Source organism: Geotalea uraniireducens Rf4, from assembly GCF_000016745.1.
Lineage (GTDB): Bacteria > Desulfobacterota > Desulfuromonadia > Geobacterales > Geobacteraceae > Geotalea > Geotalea uraniireducens.
The window spans coordinates 1599078-1624099 of sequence record NC_009483.1 but is presented as its reverse complement, the minus strand read 5'-3'; the positions used below and the strand labels follow the sequence as shown (position 1 = coordinate 1624099).

26 protein-coding genes are annotated in these 25022 nt (G+C 50.8%); 12 read left to right on the top strand and 14 right to left on the bottom strand.

Features of this window, described 5'->3' with window-relative positions; all coding sequences use genetic code 11:
- The first annotated feature begins 219 nt into the window (after positions 1-219).
- Both GURA_RS07020 and GURA_RS07015 read left to right on the top strand, forming a co-directional pair.
- Positions 220-1461: an ISL3-like element ISGur7 family transposase gene (locus tag GURA_RS07020; RefSeq protein WP_011937052.1), complete on the top strand. Its 1242-nt coding sequence runs from the start codon at positions 220-222 to the stop codon at positions 1459-1461.
- Positions 1462-1880: 419 nt separating this feature from the next.
- Positions 1881-2921 carry a 4Fe-4S binding protein gene (locus GURA_RS07015; RefSeq protein WP_041245323.1) on the top strand — a complete coding sequence of 347 codons (1041 nt, stop codon included), beginning with the start codon at positions 1881-1883 and terminating at the stop codon, positions 2919-2921.
- A 128-nt stretch (positions 2922-3049) separates the two neighbouring features.
- Here GURA_RS07015 and GURA_RS07010 read toward each other — a convergent pair whose 3' ends face one another.
- The 4 genes from GURA_RS07010 to GURA_RS06995 all read right to left on the bottom strand — a co-directional run bounded on the left by GURA_RS07010 (position 3050) and on the right by GURA_RS06995 (position 4747).
- Positions 3050-3334 carry a carboxymuconolactone decarboxylase family protein gene (locus GURA_RS07010; RefSeq protein ID WP_011938296.1) on the bottom strand — a complete coding sequence of 95 codons (285 nt, stop codon included), beginning with the start codon at positions 3332-3334 and terminating at the stop codon, positions 3050-3052.
- An 82-nt stretch (positions 3335-3416) separates the two neighbouring features.
- Entirely contained in the window at positions 3417-3596 is a 180-nt protein-coding gene (locus GURA_RS07005; RefSeq protein ID WP_041245322.1) for a hypothetical protein, read from the bottom strand.
- 35 nt (positions 3597-3631) lie between these two features.
- Positions 3632-3895 (bottom strand): SHOCT domain-containing protein, encoded by a 264-nt coding sequence (locus GURA_RS07000; RefSeq protein ID WP_041245321.1) that lies wholly within the window; start codon positions 3893-3895, stop codon positions 3632-3634.
- 387 nt (positions 3896-4282) lie between these two features.
- A complete protein-coding gene (locus tag GURA_RS06995; RefSeq protein ID WP_011938294.1) occupies positions 4283-4747 on the bottom strand; it encodes a MarR family winged helix-turn-helix transcriptional regulator in 465 nt (154 codons plus the stop codon).
- A gap of 36 nt (positions 4748-4783) precedes the next feature.
- On the opposite strand from GURA_RS06995, the gene GURA_RS06990 reads away from it, so the two are divergent.
- The gene (locus GURA_RS06990; protein WP_011938293.1) at positions 4784-5185 is read left to right on the top strand and encodes an RNA polymerase sigma factor; all 402 of its coding nucleotides are present in this window, start codon (positions 4784-4786) and stop codon (positions 5183-5185) included.
- Between the two features lie 170 nt (positions 5186-5355).
- Entirely contained in the window at positions 5356-7596 is a 2241-nt protein-coding gene (locus GURA_RS06985) for a sensor histidine kinase (protein WP_011938292.1), read from the top strand.
- Between the two features lie 62 nt (positions 7597-7658).
- Here the strand turns inward: GURA_RS06985 and GURA_RS06980 are convergent, their stop codons facing one another.
- Together GURA_RS06980 and GURA_RS06975 are read right to left on the bottom strand one after the other, a co-directional pair.
- On the bottom strand, positions 7659-8525 hold the full coding sequence (locus GURA_RS06980; protein WP_011938291.1) for a chemotaxis protein CheX: 867 nt from the start codon (positions 8523-8525) through the stop codon (positions 7659-7661).
- Between the two features lie 45 nt (positions 8526-8570).
- A complete protein-coding gene (locus tag GURA_RS06975; protein ID WP_011938290.1) occupies positions 8571-8930 on the bottom strand; it encodes a response regulator in 360 nt (119 codons plus the stop codon).
- Between the two features lie 246 nt (positions 8931-9176).
- Between GURA_RS06975 and GURA_RS06970 the strand changes: the two genes are divergently transcribed.
- Positions 9177-12404, top strand: a complete 3228-nt coding sequence (locus GURA_RS06970; RefSeq protein ID WP_041245320.1) for a YhdP family protein — start codon at positions 9177-9179, stop codon at positions 12402-12404.
- 116 nt (positions 12405-12520) lie between these two features.
- Entirely contained in the window at positions 12521-12940 is a 420-nt protein-coding gene (locus tag GURA_RS06965; protein ID WP_011938288.1) for a hypothetical protein, read from the top strand.
- A 223-nt stretch (positions 12941-13163) separates the two neighbouring features.
- Here GURA_RS06965 and GURA_RS06960 read toward each other — a convergent pair whose 3' ends face one another.
- The 3 genes from GURA_RS06960 to cdaA form a co-directional block, all read right to left on the bottom strand.
- Complete coding sequence (locus tag GURA_RS06960; protein WP_011938287.1) at positions 13164-14834, bottom strand: B12-binding domain-containing radical SAM protein; 1671 nt, start codon at positions 14832-14834, stop codon at positions 13164-13166.
- 87 nt (positions 14835-14921) lie between these two features.
- The gene (locus GURA_RS06955) at positions 14922-15962 is read right to left on the bottom strand and encodes a C40 family peptidase (protein ID WP_011938286.1); all 1041 of its coding nucleotides are present in this window, start codon (positions 15960-15962) and stop codon (positions 14922-14924) included.
- A 349-nt stretch (positions 15963-16311) separates the two neighbouring features.
- Positions 16312-17724, bottom strand: coding sequence for a diadenylate cyclase CdaA (gene cdaA, locus GURA_RS06950; RefSeq protein WP_011938285.1), 1413 nt, complete (start codon positions 17722-17724; stop codon positions 16312-16314).
- Positions 17725-17985: 261 nt separating this feature from the next.
- Here cdaA and ubiE point away from each other — a divergent pair, with 261 nt between their 5' ends.
- A complete protein-coding gene (gene ubiE / locus GURA_RS06945; RefSeq protein ID WP_011938284.1) occupies positions 17986-18693 on the top strand; it encodes a bifunctional demethylmenaquinone methyltransferase/2-methoxy-6-polyprenyl-1,4-benzoquinol methylase UbiE in 708 nt (235 codons plus the stop codon).
- 26 nt (positions 18694-18719) lie between these two features.
- Here ubiE and GURA_RS06940 read toward each other — a convergent pair whose 3' ends face one another.
- Positions 18720-19289 carry a class I SAM-dependent methyltransferase gene (locus GURA_RS06940; protein ID WP_011938283.1) on the bottom strand — a complete coding sequence of 190 codons (570 nt, stop codon included), beginning with the start codon at positions 19287-19289 and terminating at the stop codon, positions 18720-18722.
- Positions 19290-19614: 325 nt separating this feature from the next.
- On the opposite strand from GURA_RS06940, the gene hcp reads away from it, so the two are divergent.
- From hcp to GURA_RS06925, 3 genes are all read left to right on the top strand, one after another.
- The gene (hcp, locus tag GURA_RS06935) at positions 19615-21264 is read left to right on the top strand and encodes a hydroxylamine reductase (RefSeq protein WP_011938282.1); all 1650 of its coding nucleotides are present in this window, start codon (positions 19615-19617) and stop codon (positions 21262-21264) included.
- Between the two features lie 450 nt (positions 21265-21714).
- Positions 21715-21864: a hypothetical protein gene (locus tag GURA_RS24185; RefSeq protein ID WP_157046149.1), complete on the top strand. Its 150-nt coding sequence runs from the start codon at positions 21715-21717 to the stop codon at positions 21862-21864.
- Between the two features lie 638 nt (positions 21865-22502).
- The gene (locus GURA_RS06925; protein WP_198134535.1) at positions 22503-22643 is read left to right on the top strand and encodes a sigma-70 family RNA polymerase sigma factor; all 141 of its coding nucleotides are present in this window, start codon (positions 22503-22505) and stop codon (positions 22641-22643) included.
- Positions 22644-22759: 116 nt separating this feature from the next.
- On the opposite strand, the gene GURA_RS06920 is transcribed toward GURA_RS06925, so the two are convergent.
- The 3 genes from GURA_RS06920 to GURA_RS06910 form a co-directional block, all read right to left on the bottom strand.
- Positions 22760-22936, bottom strand: coding sequence for a hypothetical protein (locus tag GURA_RS06920; protein WP_157046148.1), 177 nt, complete (start codon positions 22934-22936; stop codon positions 22760-22762).
- A gap of 168 nt (positions 22937-23104) precedes the next feature.
- Entirely contained in the window at positions 23105-23335 is a 231-nt protein-coding gene (locus GURA_RS06915) for a type II toxin-antitoxin system MqsA family antitoxin (protein ID WP_011938279.1), read from the bottom strand.
- Entirely contained in the window at positions 23332-23655 is a 324-nt protein-coding gene (locus GURA_RS06910) for a DUF4258 domain-containing protein (RefSeq protein WP_011938278.1), read from the bottom strand. Before GURA_RS06910 ends, GURA_RS06915 begins: the two co-directional genes overlap by 4 nt.
- A gap of 231 nt (positions 23656-23886) precedes the next feature.
- Between GURA_RS06910 and GURA_RS25285 the strand changes: the two genes are divergently transcribed.
- Both GURA_RS25285 and GURA_RS06905 read left to right on the top strand, forming a co-directional pair.
- Positions 23887-24201: a type II toxin-antitoxin system RelE/ParE family toxin gene (locus GURA_RS25285; RefSeq protein ID WP_083764802.1), complete on the top strand. Its 315-nt coding sequence runs from the start codon at positions 23887-23889 to the stop codon at positions 24199-24201.
- Between the two features lie 3 nt (positions 24202-24204).
- Positions 24205-24489: a helix-turn-helix domain-containing protein gene (locus GURA_RS06905; RefSeq protein ID WP_011938276.1), complete on the top strand. Its 285-nt coding sequence runs from the start codon at positions 24205-24207 to the stop codon at positions 24487-24489.
- A 62-nt stretch (positions 24490-24551) separates the two neighbouring features.
- Here GURA_RS06905 and GURA_RS06900 read toward each other — a convergent pair whose 3' ends face one another.
- The gene (locus GURA_RS06900; protein ID WP_011938275.1) at positions 24552-24989 is read right to left on the bottom strand and encodes a hypothetical protein; all 438 of its coding nucleotides are present in this window, start codon (positions 24987-24989) and stop codon (positions 24552-24554) included.
- Positions 24990-25022 lie beyond the last annotated feature (33 nt).

Below are 25022 nucleotides of genomic sequence, written 5' to 3'. Positions count from 1 at the left end.
TATTCTATGAATAACCGCCTGTTCTCACCTATGAGGTTTTGTGCGCATATTCGGTGACCAGCTCAAGGGCGGGGTATTAGGAAAAAAATTGCTCAATCGTTGTTGCTTTCACGTAACGATCCATACGGGTCACGGCTCCTCGACGAATTGAGTGGGTAGCCTGGGCCGGGTTGATGTAAGATAGGCCACCATCACTCAGCCTGGAGGTTAGTAATCGCTATGAATCCTGAAGATCTTTTTGGTGCTGCTCTTGGAATTGCCATCCCGTGGAAGGTTACCTCTGTTGACTTCAACAAGAAGTCAAGTCGTTTGGACATAACCATCGACTTCCAGCGGGGAGCCACCTTTCCCTGTCCGGTCTGCGGAACGTTGTCACCAGTCCATGACACCACGGAGAAAGAGTGGCGGCATCTGAATTTCTTCCAGTACGAAGCCTACCTTCATGCGCGTGTTCCACGGGTAAAGTGCCCTAACAGCGACTGCGGCGTGAAGTTGGTCCAGGTACCCTGGGCTCGCGCAGGCTCAGGATTTACGCTGCTGTTTGAGGCCCTGGCCATGACCATGGCTCGTGATTTGCCGGTGAAGGTCATGAGCAGGCTGTTTGCCGTTACCGATACCCGTCTATGGCGGTTGATTCAATCCTATGTCGAGAAGGCAAGGGCCGCAGAAGACTTCTCCGAGGTGAAGAGGGTCGGTGCGGATGAAACCTTTGCCGGGCGCAGTCATGACGAGAAATTCGTCACCTTCTTCTTCGACCTCGACATGCATAAGCTCTTGTTCGGCACGACGGGAAAGGACAACGAAACAGTCAAGAGCTTCGTCGCGGACCTTAAGTCACATGGCGGCGATCCTGATAGCATCACAGACGCTGCTATTGACATGTCCAAGGCATTCATAAAGGGTGTCAAAGAGCAGTTGCCCCATGCCGTGGTCACCTTCGATAAATTCCACGTCATCAAGCTTATGAACGATAAGCTTAGTAAGATAAGGGCTCAAGAAGCCAGGTTATTTCCTGAAATCCTGAAAAAGAGCAGAAACCTGTTCCTCAAAAATCCAGAGAACCTGACACCGGAAGAGGAACAGCGCCTGGATGCCATTATCACCAGTCAAAGCTTAAGGAGTACGGAAGCTTACATGCACAAGCTGAACCTTCAGAACGTCTATTTTGCTTCAAGCCGAACGGAGGCAGAAACCCTGTTGACCAAATGGCATCGGAAAGCCGCCGCAAGCTCAATCCAACTCATCAAGAACATGGCCGAATCTGTAAAAGAGCATTGGGATGGCATTCTGGCACATTTTGAAAGCGGCCTGACTAGCGGCTTCATTGAGGGCATCAACAGCCTAATTCAATCAGCCAAAACTCGGGCACGAGGCTATCGGAATCCTGACAACTTGATCTGCATGGCTTATCTGGTTGCAGGCAAGCTCAACCTAAAGTCGCTATTCCCTCTACCCACTTGATTCGTTGCAGAGCCCGGGTCACCACCTACTGTCCTTTATCTCTTAGGCTGAATAGGTTTAGTCGTTGATTCAGTCTTCCGGCTACCCGCCCGCTGCCTTTAGCGTCCTGGCTTCCCTGCTGAAGATATTCACGGGTTTTCTCCCGCGCTTGCCACCCTGCTTTCCATAAGCGAATTATAAAAAAATAGTTGCATTATGTTATTAAATAATATATCACCAATCAACTAAATTCGTTAAGGTTGGATAACGGGGTGCAGCTAATTAGTTAAACCTCACCGAGAATTAATCGAACCATCTAACAACTAAACATAACGAACTGCGAATTACCAGAGAACTGGAGGCCAGGTAGAGGGGACAGCTATTCCCCTCTACCTCTTTTTTTATGAGCAGAAAAAAATAAAGCTATGGAGGGCAGCATCATGTCAAGATTCAGCAAGTATTTACTCGTTTTTGGATTATTTGTTTTGGTATTCGGAATTGGATCAATAACCGAAGAAATTCATGGCTGTCTAATGTGCCCTATTGATGGTTTTCTGTATTTCAATGGCACCATTTCAGAGCACGCATTTGAGTTTTTAAGGACTTATCGTTGGTATACGACAGGCGCCGGGGCTGCTATAACTATAGTAGCTTTTGGCTTATATTTATATACTTCAACGCATACGCTTCCTGTTCAGAGAATCAGATTCAAATGGCCCAAACTGGGTAATTGGAAAACAAGGAGAATGTATTCTCATTCCATTGTGTATGCCTTGATTATTTTACATACCAGTCTCACGATTGCCGGAGTGACCAAATTGAAAAGCCTTTGTCCACGTTCAACGACTGACTTGATCTCAAAGGGACAATTCGGGCAGGCTTCCATTTTCTGGTTGGTAATGCTGCTAATGGTATTTGTATGGGGACGAGCACTGTGCGGCTGGCTTTGTGTATTCGCACCGGTGCAGGAACAATCGGCCAACTTGCTTAAAACGTTTGGATTTGACCCCTCCAAAAGAAAATATGGGCAGCAAAATCTTATCTTTTTCTTTACTGCAGTCCTTTTGAGCAGTTTGGTGACTGGTCTCTACAGAAATTACAATGCCATCAATTTCAATTCAAACTATGGTTACGAGACAAACAGTTTATGGATATTTATCGGAGGAGTCATAACAATGATGCCGATAACCATGTTCTTGACCTATTATTTGGGGAGCAGGTGGTTTTGTAAATATCTCTGCCCGATTGGCGGCACATTGAGCTTATATTCAAAATTCAGTCTGGTGAAAATCGGAATACACAAGGCATCATGTGGAAATTGTGACAAATGTACCGATAGCTGTCAGATGGGTGTTAAAGTAAAAGAATATGTCGAGAATAACGAAGCGGCCGTAAATGACCGGAAGTGCATCAACTGTGGAGACTGCGTAGATCAATGCCCGAAACAAGCTTTATATTTCGGTTTCCGCCCCATAAGATAGTATATCGTTCTGCAAATAACATATAATCCCCCACCAGAGGTTGTGGCTTTCAAAAACGTTGTGAGTCCCCCGGCAGAGCCGGGGGGGTACGAAGACCATAGTCGAAGTCTGACGCTCTATAACGCTTGTCAACAACATGACTTGGCAGCTGTCGCTGGCGTGCAGCATGCACCTGGCGCTGCTGCCTGTTCGTCGATCGGCGCTGAAAGCCTGCGTGAAGCTGCCTCCAGCACTTTTTCTGCTGGTACGCGCTTGATTTTATCGGCGAATTCAATCGCCTCGGCAATTTCCGCATCTGAGAGGCCGGTTTTGCGGGCCTGCTGGATATGGTATTCGATGCAGGGGACACAATTGCTTCCCAGTGCAGCGCCTATGGCGACTAGTTCGCGTTCACGATTGTTCAGGATGGACATTGGGGACTCCTTTATGGTTGTTTTGATCTAATCTATGATTATGCTATTATCTTTTCCTCTTGCCGTCTGAAGACCGGCATCACTAAGGTTCCTTTCCAAATACTTCTTGTTCCGCTTTCCACATCGGGCAGTCTTTGGCATGCTTACTATGAACGATTTTTCCGATGAACGATTCGGGATGGCTCCTTGCATGCCTGCACAGCGGGCAATTATGGCAAATTGAAGCTTTCAACTTTTCAGAAAGTGATTTCACTTTTTTCATAAGAACTCCTTTCCTGCGCGACTCCATATTCTCCGTTAAGAGCCTTTTTTCCCATCCTCGGTTACCTTGTTCTTCATTTCCTCGTATTCTTTTCGATCTATTTCCCCAAGGGCATACCGTTTATCAAGTATTTCCATTGCCGAGTTGTCCGAGAAGCGGTGGGTCTTCCCATCTGGGGAATGCCGGCCCGGCATGCAAGAGCAGCCGCGCATAATGAAGATGCAGCCGATAATCAAGAGCAATAGAAAGATTGGACCTATCCACCAGAAACCTGCGCATCCGTGTTCACATCCGAACATGAGCTTCACCTCCTTTCCATCTCTATAGACGGGAACCGGAGAAAAAGGATACAGCCAAAAAAGGTTTTATCCTCCCTTAGCGCATTTCATGTACCGATTCCCGGTTTGAGAAGGCTGCCGACTTCGGATTTGGTCATGGTCTCGTGGAATGGAGCTTGGTATATTCGAGGCGGAAAGCCGCTAACCCACCGCGAAAGCTCTGGTGGAGGAAGGGGGGGGAGGTTGACGATGGCAGTCCGGCGAGGGGCAGGTCGAAGGCCGTAAGACCAAGGCCGCCGTAAACGCCTGTTGGGTGGCGTCCACCTGGACAGCACTAGTTTCGGCTAAGTCGCGAAGCATCGTTACGAGTTGATTTCCCTACCGAGCCGGTGAGTGGTCGCGGACAAATTAGTTGCAACATGCAATGGTATCTGGATGTTGAGAACAGCTGGCTTTGATCACTGCATCGTTCAGAAGTCTGAGCGATCTGATTACGGTCTCCCGCTCGAAAGGGGTCATGGAGGAGAATATCCGTTCGATCCTGTCTGCCATATAAAGGTCGATCTGGCGTAACACACGAAGCCCTTCATCGGTCAGAGCAAGCAGGATCACACGCCGGTCGTCCGGTGACACACTCCTGGATATGAGCCCCTTCTTTTCAAGGGTCTTGGCCTGGCGGCTGAAGGTGGTCACATCCATGATCAGTTCCTCCGCTACCTGCTGCATGGAGGGGGTGCCGGCTTTCCGCAGCTCGAAGAGGATATGGCTCTGGACCATGGAGACCTGCTGTCCGCAGCACTCGTCGCAGCAGGATGAGTTCAGCGAGTCGAAACGACGGGTAAATATCTGCAACTGCTCCCGGATTGAATCCATGATGTTGTCTCCTTCGGATGAATCTACCTTTTTTGTTTGCAAAATGCAACTAATTTATCTAACACTGCCCGCGACCATGCCCTTTCGTCCCTGGCCCGTCAAAAGGGGAAAGAGTATTTGGTCGACGAAGATGGTTCGTTAGACGATTTCCCTGATACCAATTATTCAGGAACGGAACTGGAATATATCCATAGAGAAATGAACGCCTGCATCCGTGGTGTTGTTGACCAGTTACCCGAAAACTATCGTACCGTCTTGCTCCTCAGCGAATTCGAAGAGCTTGCTAACCAAGAGATTGCCGACATACTCAATATCAGCTTCGATACTGTCAAGATCAGACTCCATCGTTCCCGCACCGCTTTACGGAAGGCCATGGAATGCCAGTGCAGCCTCTATCACGACGAACGAAACGAACTTATGTGTGACAGGAAAGGCTAGAAAATATTTCGCAAGCGTAGGCTGCAAAACGGATATTGTAAGGAGCTGTTTCGTACCTGACTGCAGTGACCGGTCGCGGCGCCGTCCTTGTGCGGCGCCGATAACACCTTGAAATAAACATCTAATTCAGATAATGTTAGCTCTGCATTTATCGCAACCAAGGGAAACGAGTGAAAACAGAAACAAACAAAGGCCTGCCGCCGGAAGAGTTGCGCAAAAGAAAACGCGAAGGATTTATTGTCGCGTTTTCTCTCCTGTTGATCATTTTTCTCACCTCTACGGAGATTCATCTCTCGAAGCTGAGCTCCGAAGTGCCGATGGGCAACAACATCATTATCTTCGGCATAATCAACGTCATCATTCTGCTCATCATCCTCCTCATTTACCTGGTTTTCAGGAACGTCGCCAAGCTCATGCTGGAACGGCGGCAAAACGCCATCGGCGCCAAACTCCGCACCAAGCTTGTTCTGGCCTTTGTAGGCCTCTCCCTGGTGCCGACCATGCTCCTCTTCTTTGTTTCGGCTGGCTTCATAACCAACAGCATCCAGAACTGGTTCAACAAACAGGTGGAAACATCTCTCGATGAATCCATGGAAGTCGCCCAGACCTACTACAAAAGCTCCGCAGCCAACGCCATCTATTACGGCGAGCAGATAAGCGCCATCATCAAAGAACAAAAGCTGTTGAACGAGGAAAACCTTCCGCGCCTGAAGAGCGTAATCCGCCAGAAACAGAAAGAATACAACCTGGGTGTTGTGGAGGTGTATTCATCCCAGCGGGAAGAGCTGGTCAGGGCTGCCAACCCGAAGCTGCCGCGGGGAGAGTTCACCAATCCGTCATCGGAAGACATCAAGGTCGGGTTGCTCGGAAAACAACTCACCAAGGTGAACTCCATCGGCAAGGCCGATCTTATCCGCGGCATTGTTCCGGTCTATTCCAACTGGAATGCAAAAGATGTGGTCGGTGTCGTGGTGGTAAACTACTATGTCCCTTACTCGCTGGTAAGCAAGATGAAGGAGATATCCGCATCATATCATGAGTTCCGCCAGTTGAAGATTATGAAGAACCCCATCACTACCGGCTATATCCTCACCCTGTTTCTCATAACCATGGTGATCGTCTTTCTTGCCGTATGGTTTGGTGTTTACCTGGCAAAGAGCCTTACCATCCCCATCCAGGAACTTGCCGAAGCAACGCGGCAGGTTGCGGAAGGGAACCTGGAAGTTCACCTGGGGGAAAAGGGGACCGATGAGATAGGGATGCTGATTGCATCATTCAACAAGATGACGGAAGACCTGCGAAACAATCAGCTTGCCCTGAAAAAGACCAACGAAGAGGTAAGCAGAAGCAACATGGAACTGGAACAGAGACGCCGCTACATGGAAACCGTCCTGAAAAATGTCACCGCCGGCGTCATCTCGGTGGATAGGGATGGTATACTGACCACGGTTAATAAGTCGGCCGAGCGGTTATTGAACATCGACACCCAGAAAGTGACCGGAAAGAACTTTCGCGAGGTTTTGCAGCCGGACCACCTGGACATAGTCAAAGGGATGCTGCGCGACATGGTTCTGGCGCAGCACGATACGGTCAGCAAACAGGTGACCATTCCCCTGAAGGGCACCAAGCTGACCCTTCTCGTAAACCTGACCGTATTGAAAGACGAAAACGACGAGTTCATGGGCACGGTGGTGGTGTTCGACGACCTGACCCAACTGATCAAGGCACAGCGCATGGCTGCCTGGCGTGAGGTGGCACGGCGCATAGCCCACGAGATAAAGAACCCTTTGACACCGATCCAATTGTCGGCCCAGCGCCTGAGGAAACGCTATCTTTCACGGTTCGAAGGGGAGGAAAAGGTCTTCGACGAATGTACGGGCATGATCATCAAATCAGTGGACGAACTGAAAACCCTGGTGGATGAATTCTCAAACTTCGCGAGGATGCCGGCTGCACTGCCGACCCCCAACAACCTTAACGAAGTCCTGCGGGAAGCCCTCCCCCTTTACCAGGAAGCCCACCGCAACATAACCTTTACCATCCGCACCGACGAATCAATACCCCTGTTCCTGCTGGACCGCGACCAGATCAAAAGAGTGCTGATCAATCTCCTGGACAATGCCGTTGCAGCCATTGACGGCTATGGGAGCATCATCATTGAGAGCTGTTATAATCAAGAATTGAAAATGGCGACCGTTACCGTTGCCGACACAGGCCACGGCATAGCAGCCGAAGACCGGCCCAGACTGTTCGAACCGTACTTCTCCACTAAAAAATCCGGTACCGGCCTGGGGCTCGCCATCGTCAACACCATCATCTCCGACCACCACGGTTTCATCAGATCGAAAGACAACCAACCCAAGGGAACCATCTTCGTTATTGAGCTGCCGGTCAGCGGAACATTGGTATGAAGAAGGGACAACTATTGTAGTTGCCCCTTCTTTAGCAAACTATAGCGATTCGTTTTGTCCATTCAGTCTTTTATGAAGATAGCCAGCTCCACCAGTTCCGCGTCTGCCAGGTGAATCGGAAAAACAATCCCTTGTTCCCCCGACGGCACTTCGATCCCACCCGGACCGGGGTGAAAAACAAGCGGCGGTTCGATCTCCGTGCATTTGCCCCGCTGCGCAGCTTTCGCGGCGATATTGCCGCAAATGATGTTCACCAACTCCATAACGGCATCATCCAGCACTTCCTGCGGTTCATTCTCAACCGTCTCTTCTTTCAGGATGGCCAGCGCAATCTTTTTCTGTACAGCAAATGAAACGGAAAGGAGATAATGCGCATTTATGTCGCCACGAAAATCCATGGCAGCGACAATATCGTTAGTTTCAATCCTCTCCGTTTTCCGGCATTCTCCCAGACGACACGGCAGATTCACAATCCTCGATATCATCTTGCCGGACAGGTCGGCCGACATTTCCCAGATATCGGAATGTGGCACCCCATCGGGTATGAACACCTTAGTTGTGGCATAAGGAGCCTGGTCCGCCTTGAATTCTTCCAGATAACGCTGTAGTTCCTCGGTGTTCAGTGCACCGACCTGCACCAGCGCCTCGCCGATATAGAGGTGTGAATTCTTCTGCCTGATCAGGACCTGCTTTATCTGGTCATCCGTCAGAATCCCAAGCTTCACGGCCATGTCGCCAAACATCAGGTCTTCCGAGCGTTGCGCATCATGGATCCGCCCCACATCCGCGACGGTAATAAGTTCCATGTCCAGTGCCATTTCGCCGAATTTGAGATTAACCTCCTCCTGCAACTCAACCGCCTTCAAAAGGACTTCTCTTGAAACAATTTCTTTCTCAATAAGAAACTGGCCGAAAAATTTCACTGCCATAGATGACCTCTCACGTTTAATAAATAATAGTAACAACCTATCGATCTATTGGGTACGAAGTACCTGCAAAACCAGCTCAGCCTCAAACGGCTTGGAAATCACCGCGCGAGCGCCCATTTTCATGGCTTCGGTGAATTTGTCACCAACTCCGCCGAGCGATGTCACCATGACCACTTTTGTGGCCGGATTAAGCGCCATCAATGTGCGCAACGCCGTCAACCCATCCATTCCGGGCATGTTCATGTCCATGCAGATGATGTCAGGATGCTCTGTCTGGTTCATCTTGATGGCCTCAACGCCATTCTTCGCATGGCCAACCACCGAAAACTCGCCTGTTCCGCTGACGATTTTCTCGAGCTGGCGTACAACCGCTATACTGTCATCGACGATCAAAACTTTTTTCATGCAGAAAAACCTCCTTGCAAACTGTTCAGTGCCGGGCAAACCGGCGCTTACAGTCTTCTTATCGGCCCACATTGCGGCTTCTTTAAAGCAAAATCGCCACACGCAAGTTAATTTCAACTAATCCTATCCTGCCGCACCGCCGATAGTAAACCACATGACATGCTTGCACCTGGGTCGTGGGAGGAGTATACTCCTTCAAGATCGCCACTAATCCGGCAAGAGCCCAAAACAACCAGATATCATTCCATGCATATACAGCGCAAAAAAATCATAATCCTGCTTTCTATTCTCATCATCGTTCTCGTCGCCGGCGGCGGAGTGACTGTCCTTCTCGACAAACTCTTCCACCTGGAAAGCTATAAGACGCAGATCCTCGCTGAGATAGAAAAATCCCTTAACCGCCGGGTCTTCTATGAAAAGGGGGAGTTCTCCCTGCAATTCGGCCCATCCTTCACCTTTTCCAACGTCGTCGTCAAGGAAAAGGACGGCTTGACAAATTTCGTTACCGCCAAGAGGCTCACTTTTAAAATAGCCCTGCTGCCTCTTTTGGAAAAAAAGGTTTCTCTCAAGGAAATGGTTTTTGATCGCCCCGATATTGCGCTCAGCCGGGACAATCAAGGCATTTCCAACATAAGCGACCTGCTGGAAGCGAAAAAAACCGCCGTAACCCTGCATCTGAAGGGAATCCGACTCAAAAAGGGGACCATTCGTTTCCAGGACATGGCCATCACCCCTGCGGGTATAACTACCGTTCTGGAAAATACCGACCTCAACATCAGTCAGTTTGCCAGAAGCAAAAGTTGCGACGTAAAATTAACCGCTTCCATTGCCGGTTTTAGCAAGGGAAACAGGTTTTCGCTCGCCGGCACAGCAAAGCTTTCCGACAAGGACAAGCCTTTAAGTGAAACGTCATTCAATATGAAGCTGGACGCTAAAAACCTTGATGTCGCCCACTTCTGGCCATATTACAGCAAATATGTTCCGTTCCGTAAAATTCTGGGACGGTTTGATATCGATACAAACTTTATCGGCAGTTTTTTCGCTTTCACATCAAACGGTGAGATGAAGATCTCCGGCCTCCGCTTCGATTATCCACAGGTCTTTCACGCCGTTCTCGCCCCCAGGGATCTTCATTTCCGCTATGATATGGAGCTGACTAACCGGGATATATCGGTGAAGTCCCTCAACCTGACGGTCGACGGACTGAACGTCAAGGGAAACTGCGCAATCAAAGACATACACAGCGGCGACCCCCGCATTGTTGCCCATGCCTCAACGTCCCAGTTCAGGCTGGAGGAGTTTGGCGGATATATTCCGTACGGTGTAATCGTCAAGGATCCGGCCGATTTCATAGAACAGCACATAAAAGGCGGCACGTACAAGCTTGACGAAGGCAGGCTCGATGGGCGGGTAAGCCAGATACTGCACATGGAACGCGGACAGAACTACAACGTCCTCTTCATCAAGGGGAAAGTTGAAAAAGGGCTCGTCTCCTACGGGGCGCAGGTACCGACCTTCAACGGCATCAAGGGCGAGCTGGAGATGCGCGGCAAGGATTTCAACCTGCTGCACATGTCAGGAAACTTCGGCTCATCATTCTTTACGCTTGATGGTAAAATCGCCGACTATCCGTTAGACACCCCATCGTCCTATCCCTTCACCATGAAAATGGCGCCACGGCAAGCGGAACTGGCATGGCTTCTGGGACGGGAAAAGGGGCAAAAACTCGCGTTTGCGGGAGATTCCACCCTGCACCTGAGCGGCAGCGGCTTTACACACGCTTACAACCTTGCCGGCGACTGGAACCTGACCTCTGCCTCATACAGCTTTCCCGACCTGATCAACAAACCGGCCGGTCGGAACAACACCCTGGCCTTCAAAGGGAGCATAACCAAACAGGAAGCGAGGCTTTCCTCTTTCGTCTACAACCTCTCGCCGCTGGCACTCACCGCCAGCGCCGATTACCGCTTCACCGGCAAAAACCTTTTGCAACTGGAACTCAAAACGAACCAGTTTCAGTTCGGCGAAGTTGCCGCCATGCTCCCCTATTTCAGGCAATACCAGCCAGCCGGTAGAATCCAGGCCGTCATCAACGCTAAAAGTAACGATAAAGACCTGACAAATCTCCGCTGGGGAGGCGATGTTTCCTTTTCCGGTTTTTCGTTCAAACCGTCCGATTCCGTCAAGACCGTGAGCAACATGACCGGCGCAGTCCGCTTCAAGGGTGATTCGCTGGAAACATCCCAACTCTCGGTGAAACTCGGGAATTCGACCATTTACGGCAAGGGCTCATTAACCGGCTTCAAAAACCCGACGTTCAATATTACCTTTGCCTCGTCATCCCTCTATTTCTCCGATCTGGGACTTCACGTCCCGCAAAAAGAAGTCAGGACTGAAAAGTTGCAGGGCAACATCTCTCTGACGGACAATAATCTCCAGATAAAAACCCTTTCCGGACAGATCAATAATTCTCAGTTAAACATCAAAGGGACTGTCCAGGACATTAAGAATCCAAAAATCGACATCACCGTGAACTCCCCCCATTTGGAAATAGAAGATATCCTTCTCTTGTCGAAGCTGGAACAGGTGAACATCAAGGATAAATCTCCAATGAGGATCGGGCTGAAGGCGACAATCCTGGCAAGTTCCGGAAAGTTCAAGGATATGGATTTCAAGCGTTTAAAAACCGTGGCGATGCTTGATGATAAAATTCTCTATCTGCAACCGGTCGAGTTTTCGGCTTTCGGTGGGGATGTATCGGGCAAGGGACGGTTCGATTTCGGCACGAACGGCGCCCCGCGCTACCATGTCAGTTTTAACCTGAACAAGGTTTCAGCCGAAAAGGTCACACGGGCCGTTGGCGTAAAGAAGCAGGAAATCACCGGTACACTTACCATGCAGGGAGAATTGACGGCAAAGGGGAATACAGGAGACGACATCAAAAAAACAGCGCTCGGCTCCGTAAAACTCTCCATCGAAGAGGGCTCGTTACGCAAGTTTTCGACCCTCTCGAAAATCTTCTCCATTCTCAATGTCTCTCAATTGCTGAAATTGCAACTGCCCGATATGGTTTCCGGCGGCATGCCGTTTAATGAAATAACCGGTTCCATAGCTATCCGCGATGGCGTAATCTCCACTAAAGACCTTTTTATAGACAGTGACGCCATGAACATTTCCGCCGTCGGCAAACTCGACCTGATAAAGGAAGAACTTGATGCCACCATAGGAGTGCAACCTCTGCAGACCGTTGACAAAGTGGTAAGTCACATCCCCATCGTCGGCTGGATACTTACGGGTAAGGACAAAACCCTTATAACCGCTTATTTCGAGGCAAAAGGAAAGGCCGATGATCCGAAGGTTACCGCTATTCCGGTGAAATCCCTGGCAAGAGGAGTTTTCGACATATTCAAGCGGGTGTTCGAGCTTCCCGGCAGGCTTATCACCGACACCGGCGAAGTAATAATCGGCAAATAGGCCGTCTTAAATTCTTTCAATAAAACGAGTGAATAGCCCATACTTTTTTATTGTCAAATAATTTAAAGGTGTGCTATTTTAACCAGCGCTTAATAATATCCAACAGGAGGATAACGGTGAAGAAGACATTAGTAGTTATGTTGGCAATCGTTGCTCTTGCAGCTACCGGTTGCAAGAAAAAAGAAGAAGCTCCCAAAGGAATGGCACCAGAAGCCGGTGCACCCGCTCAGCAGATGCCTGCTGGCGCAACTCCGGGTGGCGATCCCCATGCCGGTCTGAAACCGCAGGAGATTCCTGCTGGATCAGGTCATAAGGGAAAAGTTCTGCAGACCATGGATTCCGGTGGATATACCTATGTTGAAGTGGAAGAAAACGGCCAGAAACTGTGGGTAGCCGTTATGCAGACCAAGGTAAAAGTCGGCGAGACTGTCGAGTTCCCTGACTCACCACCGATGGTGAACTTCCAGAGCAAGACTCTGAAGCGCACCTTTGATAAGATCATTTTTGCCCCTGGCTTGAGAACTGCCGGCAAATAAGCATCTTTTCATCCTGTTTTAATCTACGAGGCGAAACCTGCAAAGGTTTCGCCTTTATTTATTCGCCAAGTTCCCCTAGGAGTCTGTCGGACTTAGGGAATCGTAGCGAGAGGATGGAAAATCGAGGACAGATTTACGGAAATTTGAGAGCTAATAGTGGACCTATTCGTCGAAAATTTCCGGGAATATGGACCGATTTGCCGTTCTCGCAGTAGATTCATTCCTAAGTCCGACAGGCTCCTAGACCATCCTGTGCCGCCTTGTCGAACGGATTCATGGAAAGAGCCCGCTGAAAATTACGTATCGCCTCCGAGCTGTTCCCGGCAAACATGTTCAGCTCCCCAAGCGCAGAGTAGGCAGGCACATGGGCCGGCACAAGCCGGAGTACCCGATTGAACGCCCGACGACCACGTTCCCACTCTTCCACCCTGCCATAGAGCCCACCGAGAAGCAACCATCCCCAAGGGTTTTCCGGTTCATTTTCGGTAATCTCCCGATATTCCCTCTCCGCCAGCACCCAGTCTCCTTTTTCCTCATACATTTCCCCAGCCATCATATTGGTCGTATGGCAGTAACCAAGCTGCTTCTTCTGGGCGCGATAATCGGCAGCGGTAAAGCGATTGACCTCCGCAACCCTGTTCAGCGTCTTCAGCAGGGTTTTTGTCGAGGACGCAACAAATGGGTCTTCTCGCACATAAAAAGCCTCCCGTCGGTCTTTCAGGAAAATGTCCCGGCCGATCCTCCCCGACCTTACTCCCCCGGCAAACAGTGCAGTGCCGGGATAATACGCCAGTGGCGAAACCTGGCCGTCATGGGGCCGGATAGACTCTATCAGTCGGATGGAAGCCTTCAGGTCCTCATCCGTCTCATCGGCAACCCCGGTAATCAGATAAATGGAGAGATGTATTCCCGCCAGCCGGACGGCAGCGGCAGCCCGCCTGACCTCCTCCGTGGTGATTCGCTTGCCGAGCGCCTTGAGTACCCGCGGCGAACCGGATTCCACGCCAAACTGGATGCATTCGCAGCCGGACCGCTTCATGACCAGCAACATCTCCTCATCAACAGCATTCACGCGGGATTGACAGTTCCAGAGGATGTGGACCTTTTCTTCCTGCAGAAGCCGGCAAAACTCCATGACCCTGCCCTTATCGACAGTGAAGGTATCGTCACGGATGGAAAAGTAGATGAGGCCATAGCGATCCCGGATCATCCTGATTTCGTCAACCACAGCCCTCGGAGAGCGTAACCTGAGGGATCGCCCCCAAAACAACGGCGACGAGCAGAACACACACACCGCCGGGCACCCTCTCGAAGTGACGATAAATTCGAGCTGACGGTGGATATCGACACCTATGCCTCCGTCGAAATATCCGGCGGGAAACGGGATCGAATTGAGGTCGGCAATGGGTGGCCGGGGAGCGGTAGAGACAACGACGCCGTCTTTGCGAAAGGCGATGCCCTTCACCTCGCCGAGGGATGATGTGCCTTTTCTACTGACGGTATTCATCAGATCGAGAAAGGTATCCTCCCCTTCCCCCATAACCACGACATCCACCTCGGTCTGCCGGGCAAGAATCTCTTGAAACTGGTGGGTAGCGTGGGGACCGCCAAAAACGACGATGGTGGCTGGATTTATTTTTTTGGCGAGTTCGGCCAGCTTGAGTGATTCAAACCGATTGTGGGTCAATTGGGAAATGCCGAGAACTTCAGGCTGCAAGGTCGCGAGGTGAGATTCTATCTCCTTCCAGCTCGTTTGGGAAAAGTTGGCAAGCTGAGTCGGGTAGCCTTCTTTGCGGAGAACCGCATTGATATATCCCAGGCCAATGGGAAGAAGGGACGTGTAAGGATCTTTTGCACCGCGGATATTAGATTTATAGGCAAGCAGTACCTGCATTGGCAAATTCCTTCGAAATTCTTGCTTCCCTTCCATAAAAAAAATCCGGTCAGTGACCGGATTTTTTATGCAGCTATGATTTACAGTTTATTTTACCTGAGTCAGCCCCAGGGAATCGTTTGAAATCGCATCGTCAACCGACTCTTCTTCGACACCGAGAATGAGATCATCAAATTTGAATACTTCCGGATTGATCTTGGCGATCCGCTTGGCGCCGATAAAGCGAGAACGGTAATAATCGGTGTTCATCGGCGAAATCACCACACGCCGATCCCGTGAAGAAGCATGGATCATCTTATTGTTACCAAGATAAATGCCGACATGGGAGGGATAGGAAGCATAGGTGCGGAAGAAAATCAGGTCGCCCTTCTGCAGATCGCCGGGTGCCACTTCAGTCCCAATGCCGTACTGTTCCCGGGCAGTCCTGGGAAGAGACACTTCCAGTTCGCTGAAAACCTTCTGGACAAAACTGGAACAGTCGATGCCGTTTTTTGAACTGCCGCCAAACCTGTAACGTGTGCCGAGAAAACCATAGGCTGATTTTTTCAATTCCTGGATGCTGTCCAGCTTGAGCACGGTATTTTTTTTCAGGTCAACCTGCTGGTCCGGGTCCAGTTCGGCAAGTTCCGACAGACTCTGCTCATAATCCTTTTCGTTAAAAAGATCGCCATGGCGCAACTGAAGCTTCTTCGCACTCCGCTGCGGCGGCTCTTCGGCAGCGCTTTCTTCACGTAGTACAAGTATCTTACCGGCTTTTACCCGCTTATTGGTCAGGTTGTTGAGGCGCTTCAGTTCGCGGACAGAAACACCCGTCTTTCTCGCAATACGTGACAGTGTTTCACTCTTTTTAACCTTATATGTGGCAACCTTGGTTCTTCCGCCCGACTCATGCTCTCCTGAACCGTTCGCAACCGATCTCGGTGGGATAATCAGCACTTCTTTCGGTTTTATGTGATTACTTACCAGGTTGTTAGTCGATTTGAGTTCTTCAACGGTGACGTGATATTTTTGGGCGAGGGAAAAAATTGTTTCATTCTTTTTTACTTTGTGGGTTTTTGCAGCAAGAACAAGCGAAGGAAAGGAGAGAACGATAACGCAGAATAGTAAAACCCTAATGTTATTAGCCATGTCCCCCCCTCATTGTTCTATAATAAATTAAAAAGTTTGTTATTTGTATAACAAAAAGATAGTTTTGTCAACCCCCCGGGAAATCGCATCAGTAAAGACACTAGATAGTTTCCATCCGGAAACCCCTGATGAGAAGCCATTGGCTGCTGATTCGGAAAGCAAGAATTTTTTGTCCTGGCAAGAAAATCAAGGGGTTGCGCGGAGGCGTACATAGGTACGCCGCACAATTTTGCATGCAAAATTGGACCGCGAAGGCGCCCGAAGGGTGAGGCCAAAGGCCGAAATCACAAGCAAGCCCGAAGATTGACACAGCCAGGGCGAAAAAGCACCCTTTCCGGACAGAAACTGGTTAGCGACCAGCAGTGACCAGTCGGACCTTAACCGGCTCATCCCAAAGTACCCTTACCTGCGGCGCCGGCGATAAGACCCGCCGCTCCACTACAGTGCTTTGCCGCACCGTTGACAGGTCAACATCTTCTGTCTGCAACAACTCCAACTGGTCAAGGATATGCGCTGCGCCTTCCACCATTACCGTCGACGGATCAGCCTTTAACGAACGGAGCCGCAGCCCGCCGGGGAGCCGTCCCACCGTCTTTACCTTGACGACAAGCTGCTTACGAACCTTTTTATCAATTATCACTTTCGCCACAGAACGGTTAAGCCCGGCAATAACCACCCCCGGCGGCAACTTGAAGTCGTCATTGCGTATGGCCAGGTTGTTTACACCCTCCTTAACCTTGGACAGGTCAAGATCGGCCACGATATCCATCTGCTTTGGCGATGGGACGAGATTGGAAAAAACCTTCAACTGGACCTCGACTTCTTCCGGAGAACTTTTTGTCAGCGCCAAATTGTCGGGAAGGTTATGGAACTTAATCGGAGCTGTGACGGTAAGAATCCCCCCCTGACGGGCGGTTATCAACATCCAGCAGACAAGAACAAGCATCAGGGTCGCCAGCTTGGGCCAGAGATTACTGAACAGCCTGCTCTTTATGCTGATCTTGCTCGCCTCCTGCGACGGTGGCGCCAAGAGCGAATGGAGCCATTCATGGAGTTGTTCCGGTGATTTAATCTTGTGCAACTCTCCGGCAAGCGCCAGGGACACATCGCCTCGCTCCTCCGAGACTATCACCACGGCTGCATCGGAACGCTCCGATATCCCGAGCCCGGCCCTGTGCCTGGTCCCATAATATTGGGGAATATCGCTGCTGGTAGAGAGTGGGAGATGACAGGAAGCGAGAGCAACGCGACCGTCCCTTATCAGGACGGCCCCGTCATGAAGAGGCGTTCCGTCGTTAAAGATGCTCATAAGAAGCTGACTGCTGGGGAGACTGTCCAGTTGAACCCCGTGGAGGAGATAATCGTCAAGCGCTTCTTTCCGCTGAAAAACGATAAGGGCGCCGGTTTTCTCCTGGGCCAGGGTAAAGATGGTAGAAGAGAAATCCATCAGGTCAAGCTGCGAGGCGCTCCCTTGGCGGCCGAAAAGATTTCTGAGGAGGCTGAACCGATATAGCGCCTGCCGGATCTCAGCCTGAAAGATAACGATCAGCAGGATGAACAGGACCGTTCCCAGTTCCTGGAGTATCCAGCTGGTCATGAACAGGCCGAGATTTTTCGTGATCACATAGAGGAGCCCGAGAAAACCAAGTCCGATCACGACCTGGAGCGCCCTCGTATTCTTGAACCAGCTGTAAAGCTGGTAAACAAGAAAACTCATAATGAGTATATCGGCGATGTCCTGTGGACGAAAATAGGGGAACAAGCTGCTTACCTCTCAGGGCCTGTCAAGAAATAACTGTTACATTCTTGCATCTCATCTTCGGGCCATCTTTGACAGGCCCTTAACCAATGATTTCAAAACCGCCCAACCTCTACGAGTTATATTGTCCGGAGCCGACCAGATTAATATTTTGCTGGCATGCCCGGCAGGTTTATGCTAAAAATTGTTTCCTTGTTTATCCATCGGTTGATACAGAAAAAACCCTGAATTTATAACACTTTTGAGGCAAAAAGGGTAGGAAAAATGTTCAAGCTTACGGAAAAGGGTGAGAAGATTCAGGAGATGTTCGATACCATCGCCCCCCGCTACGACTTCCTCAACAGGCTGCTCAGTTTCGGCATCGACCGCAAGTGGCGGCGATTCGCAGTAAAGCAGATACGCTATGCTGAAGGTGGGCGTATTCTGGACGTCGCCACCGGAACCGGTGACGTGGCGCTGGAAATTGCAGCCCAGACGCCGGCATCGATCAGCATTGTCGGCGTCGATTTCAGTAAAGAGATGGTGGAACTGGGAAAAGAGAAGGTAAACTGCTCCCCTTTTGCTGCCCGCATATCCATGCAGGTAGCCCCTTGCGAAGCCATCCCCTTTGCCGACGGCAGCTTCGATTCCGTCACCATAGCCTTCGGCATCAGAAATGTGGTGGACAGGGCGCAGGGGCTGAAGGAAATGCACAGGATCCTGAAAGCGGACGGCCGGGCGGTAATCCTGGAATTCTCCACCCCGCGCTTAACACTGTTCAAGGCACTCTACCATTTCTATTTCCTCAAGGTCCTGCCGGTAATCGGCGGTCTTTTCTCCCAGTTCAGCGCCTACAAGTATCTCCCGGACTCGGTCATGGAATTCCCTTCCCAGGAAGAGTTCAAGGCCATCATGGCCGGTGTCGGCTTCAAGAACCTGAAACATTTCGACCTCACCGGAGGTATTGCCACCGTCTACGTAGGTGAAAAGTAAACCGGATTGAAAATGGCGCTTTGGCATTATACTTTTTGAAATATCAACTTCGCTGTTGGAGTCATATCCAGAGGCTTTTCTTCATAATATAGGATCTTACCCGCAAACCCTTCAAAAATCGCCCTCAACTCGCCAGGCAGCAATAAGAATCTCCTGTTGTGCATCCCTTGAAGCGTGGGGGCATCGAGGATCGTATCGAATACGATTACCCCTCCTGGATTGAGGGCGAAAACCAGCTTCGGGATCAGTTCGCGGAGCAGAAAGTTGAAGTTGATGATCAGGTCATATGTCTCGAAAAACTCATAGGACTCAAGGTCTGCTAGCTGAAAATCAACCTGCACACCCTCTTCGTTCATACGTCTTATGGCTTTGTCGAGCCCTTTCCGGGAAATATCCAGGCCCGTAACCGCAAAACCGGCCTGCGCCAGAAAAATGCTGTTCCTCCCTTCACCGCAGGCAATATCAAGCGCCCGCCTCCCCGGGCAGAGAGATTTGATCAAACCGATCTTCTCCGTCAGAAAGCTCGATGGCTCAACTCCCAGCAGGTATTCCTCACCGCTATAACGTTCATCCCATTTGAGCCGCTCGTCACCCATACCCTACCCCTTGCCGATTTCTCCGTCAATACCGCATCATTACATTTTCCGCCAAAACTTGACCAAGGTCAAAGAGTATCCTGCAAATAGGGAGTAATTTCAATTTCAAATCAAGGATGAAATCAAGGCGGCGAGGAGTGAGGTGATGAAGGCGTACAGATAGTACGTTGAGGAGCCGAAGACGAGCCAACGAAGATAGCGCCTTGATTTGGAATTGGAAGAAGGTCCATTCCGGACAAGATTGAAATACGCCGGAGACAGGCTATACTTATCAGATATTAAAGCCTACACAGGGAGTTTGTCCCGTAAAAAAGGAGGAGTAACCATGTCAATGTTTTGTAACCAGTGTGAACAGGCTGCCAAGGGTACCGGCTGTGATATCATGGGGGTTTGCGGTAAAAATCCCGAGGTTGCCGCCCTGCAGGACTTGATGATCTACGGTCTGAAAGGACTCGCCATCTATGCCGACAAGGCCCGCGAATTCGGCGCCAGGGACGAGACCATCGACCTTTTCATGTTCGAAGGGCTCTTCACCACCGTCACCAACGTGGACTTCGACCCGGTCAGCATCGCCGCCAAGCTCCGCAAGTGCTTCGACAACAAGGAGAAGATCAAGGCACTGTATGAGACCGCCTATCGGGAAAAGACCGGCAATCACGCCCCGCAGATCTCTGACGGGCCCGCCGCCTGGGTGATCGCCAATGATCTTGTCGGCCTGGTCAAGCAGGGAGAGGCCCACGGCATCAACACCCACCACACCGACCCGGATATCCGTTCCGCCATCGAGGTGCTCATTTACGGCCTCAAGGGGATGGCTGCCTATGCCGACCACGCCTTCATCCTCGGCAAGACCGACGAAGAAGTCTTCGCCTTCTTCCACAAGGCCCTCGCCGCCACCACCGACCCAACCAAAGGCCTGATGGACTTTGTCGGCCTCTCCATGGAATGCGGCAAGATGAACATCAAGGTGATGGGGATGCTCAACCAGGGACATATCGACCACTACGGGCAGCCGGTCCCGACCAAGGTCCAGCTCGGCACCAGAAAGAACAAGGGGATCCTCGTCTCCGGCCACGACCTGCGCATGATCGAGGAGCTCCTCAAGCAGACCGAAGGCAAGGGAATTGACGTCTACACCCACGGCGAAATGCTGCCGGCCCACGGCTATCCCGGCCTCAAGAAGTATTCGCACCTCTACGGCAACTTCGGCGGCGCCTGGCAGGATCAGCACAAGGAATTCCCGGACTTCCCCGGCGCCATCATCTTCAACACCAACTGCATCCAGCGCCCGGCCGACTCCTACAAAGACCGGCTCTTCACCTGGGGCATGGTCGGCTGGCCCGGCATCAAGCACATGACCGGCTGGAACTTCTCCGAGGTCATCAACAAGGCCCTTGAGTGCCCCGACCTGCCCGATGCACCGGGCAAGGAGATCCTCACCGGCTTCGGCCACAATGCGGTCCTGGGGGTGGCAGACAAGGTCATCGAAGGGGTCAAGAGCGGCGCCATCAAGCATTTCTTCCTCATCGGCGGCTGCGACGGCGCCAAACCGGGGCGCAACTACTTCACGGAACTGGCCGAGATAGTGCCCAAAGACTGCGTCATCCTGACGCTCGCCTGCGGCAAGTACCGCTTCAACAAGCTGGAGTTCGGCGACATCGGCGGCATCCCGCGCCTCCTCGACGTGGGGCAGTGCAACGACGCCTACTCGGCGGTCCAGATCGCCCTGGCCCTGGCAGGCGCCTTCAACTGCGGAGTCAACGACCTGCCGCTCTCCTTCATCCTCTCCTGGTATGAGCAGAAGGCCCATGTGATCCTGCTCTCGCTCCTCCACCTGGGGATCAAGAACATCAAGCTCGGACCGGCCCTGCCGGCGTACCTGACACCGAACGTCCTCAACTTCCTGGTGGAAAACTTCAACATCGGCCAGATCACCACGGCAGATGCGGACCTGAAGGCAGCGCTGGGCGCATAAAACGACTGGAAGTCATGATGTGAAAAAGAAAGGCGTGGAGTTTCGACTCCGCGCCTTTTTTATGCCTTCACTACAAATTTGCCTGGCATCGCCAACGGTCCAGGGATGGCCAAATGAAGTTCTGGTCAATTCTACGGGTTCGGCTTTTCGTCCATGAAGTCGACCATGACTCTGAGTTCTACCCCCCCCCGCATTAGAACGAAAGTCTAGGACGAGCCCTCCATCAACGGGGGAAGATAAAGGGACGTTGTTGATTGGGAAGATAAAGGGACGTTGTTGATTTGTTGACTCCCGCCCACGATCTCTAAAATTGCAGTCTCTACCTCCTGCCTATGCCCCACCCATGCGCCTGAAAACCCTTTTTGCCATTATCAAAATTCCAGACAGATATGATTGAAGTCTCCTGCAGAACTGTGTATTATTAAAAAATCGACAGGGGGATATAACACCATGACAACTCGTGAAGCAAAAAAAGTCATCGCAGACATCAAGGCGTTTACCAAACAGCTTACTCCCGAACGAGCCAAAGAATTCCTCATCAAAGCAGGCATCAGCACCCCTGACGGCAAACTAACCAAACCTTACCGCCAGGATGTATAAAACCCTACCGTATTTTGTTCTTGGCTTCCACGGCTGTGACCGAGATGTGGCTGAGAAAATTCTCCATTCCGGCAACGATCATCAGAAGCATAGCGAAAATGACTATGACTCTGGCTCGGCAATGGCATCTACTTCTGGGAAAACAACCCGGACCGCGCTCTCCAATATGCTCGCCATCTGAAGAAGAATCCTGTTCATGGGAAAGCGAAGATAAAGAATGAGGCAGTCATCGGAGCGGTCATTGACCTCGGTAATTGCTTCAACCTGCTGGAAACCCAATCCCTGCAGACCCTTAAAGCAAACTACGACATGCTGTTGCAATCCCATAAACTTTCAGGCGTACCTTTGCCTCAAAACTCCAGACCTCTGGGAGAGGAAGAGGATGTTCTCATCCGTCGTTTGGACTGTGCCGTAGTGGAGGCAACCCATACCCTTTATGCGGATATGGGAAAAAAGGCGTTTGACACGGTTCGAGGGGTGTTCTGGGAAGGTAAGGAACTATATCCCAATGCCGGGTTCCGGGAAAAGAACCACATCCAGATTTGCATTCGCAATCTCAATTGTATCAAAGGATATTTCCACCCCCGCAAGCCGCTGGACTCATATCCCACCCCATAAAATCAGACTGAAGGTGCCACATGCCGGTTCTCCACCGATGGAAAGCTCTTGCCGGGAAGAAAGAGTTTATCCGTTCGAGCGGCATGACCCAGATGGAAGCCGCACAGCGCCTTGGTGTCGGGCAGTCGCGCGTATCGTCTTGCGTGTGGGGAGAAGAATAAGCCGTTACGGCACAACCGGAAGCAATTTCTTGATATAGGGTTTGACCAGCGGGCTACCGTTAATAGCCCGGATGATCTGCTGCTTGACATGCTCTGGTATGGTCGGGACTTTCATGTTAAAAGCCATGGGCGGGATCGAACTTTTTCAACAAATCGGCTTTGGGAAGAAGTTCCGCGTTATTGCAGTCAATGACGCTGTCGCGGTTGAGAAAGGCAAAATCTCCGTTGTTGACCCGCACGAGGCAGCCAGCGGCGCGGGGATTGGCCTGGTAATAGGCTTCTTTGTTTGCCACCTGTGAGGTAATCATCGTCAGGACAATATCGGACGCGGCATTGACGGAGCAAAAAAGGGGACAGATTTATTTTTCTGTCCCCTTTTCTCAATTAAGATCCTATCTGCTAGAAGTTATTCCCCTTGTCATACACCAGAATGAAGGGAATGGGTACTGCCTCAGCTTGCCTCAAGCCGCCCTGTCATATTCGACCATGCCCATGCTGATGCCGTCGTGCTCAATACGGTCAACGATCTTTTCGACCTTCCTTACCACGTCGATCTCGACGAAATCATCGCCACACTGCTCACAGACCAGCGCAGGGACGTTGATGACCACAATGACATTACCACCTTCGAGGCTGAACGGCAGATTGGTCTTTCCCGGGACCATCTTTCCTCTACATAACGGGCATTTCATACTGTTCTCCTTCGGTCAAAACCTTCCTCCCACTCGTCAATGGTCGGCTCGTACACGGTAATCACCCAGAGCATTGGTTCATCTTCATCTATGGCAACAACTACATGAATGACCCTATCGTTGGCAGTATAGCCAAGGACCAGCCCGCTGGGCAAGGGGCGATCAGTTGGATAATCCTCAATCAGCCTGCAGGAGAGAAGCGCTTCTTTCACTTCGTCGGCAGATATCCGACGTTGGCGCATACGCACGATTGAATGGCGCTTCAACGCTATTTGGTCGCCTGCTGCAAGTGAGCCGATTATCTCAATGTTAAGCGGCATATGAGTTGACTATATCTTTTGTCCCTGAGCTGTCAAGATAAATTGTGCAAATACAAAATGCCGGTTCAAGAGAGGGAAGATATAACGTTGTTGATTTGTTAACTCTCGCCCGTGATCTCTAAACTTTCAGTCTCTACCTCCTGCCTATGCCCCACCCATGCGACCTGAAAGCCCTTTTTACCATTATCAAAGTTTCTTGATAATTTATCTAAAAACTTATATAATTCTTCTATAAAACCCCTCAAGTTTATCGGATCCTCTCTTGATGACCTGCGCGATTTTCCAGCCGAAGTTCGGCGTCAGACCGGCTTTGAGCTACACGCGATCCAGCGAGGGATGGACCCTTCCGATTGGAAACCGATGAATGCGGTGGGACCTGGGGTACGGGAGATACGTATTCGCGTGTTGGGTGAATGGCGTGTGCTGTATGTCGCCAAGTTCGCGGATGCCGTTTATGTTCTCCATGCCTTTCATAAGAAGACTCAAAAAACACGACATGAAGATATCGAAATTGCCCGGCGCCGTTATTGTCAAATAGGAGATTGAGTAATGAAAGAGCCAATCACTGAATCGAGTGGCAACGTTTTTGTTGATCTGGGATTCGACCCTGCGGAGGCGGCGATTCTTCAGATGCGTGCAGAGCTAATGACCGATCTGCGCGAGTTTATTCGTTCGAGCGGCATGACCCAGATGGAAGCCGCACAGCGCCTTGGTGTCGGGCAGTCGCGCGTATCGGACTTGATGCGGGGAAAGTGGGACAGATTTAGCCTGGAAATGCTGATTACTCTGGAAGCCCGCGCCGGCCGCAAGGTAAGGCTCGATTTGGCTGCTTGACGGAACCGCAATTGTCGTAGCCCGCTTAACGCTCCCTCGAAAGGGTATCACTTCGGACTTCATCATTTTTCAGGCGAATACCTCAATAAAAAAAGCCCGGCGATTGAAAACGCAATTCCGAGGAGCCTTGGCCAAGATGCAGGCTCTTTAAAAAAAAGGATGCCGCTAACGGCCATGAGTGCGGCGCCTCCCGCCAGCACCATGGGAACAGCTGAGAGCGGGCCGCCTTTTTGAAAGAGAAGGAAAAACATGACCGTGCCTGCGCCAACACTGATTCCCGTGAGTATCGAGTACCATATTCCTGTGGCTGTAGCTTTCTGTGTCCAACTGTTGGTCAGCCAGAGAAACACAAGGTATATTGCGATGGTAACAGCTGCAGCGGCTTCCACCACCAAGCCGCCAAGGCCATCGGAGATGTTGTCTGCAGCGAGCTTCGTGAAGACCTGGTGCAACCCGTAAAGAATAGCTGCCGCTATTGCATACCAAAACCATGTTGCCATTTCATTTTCCTTATATTTCTGTCATCGCTGAGG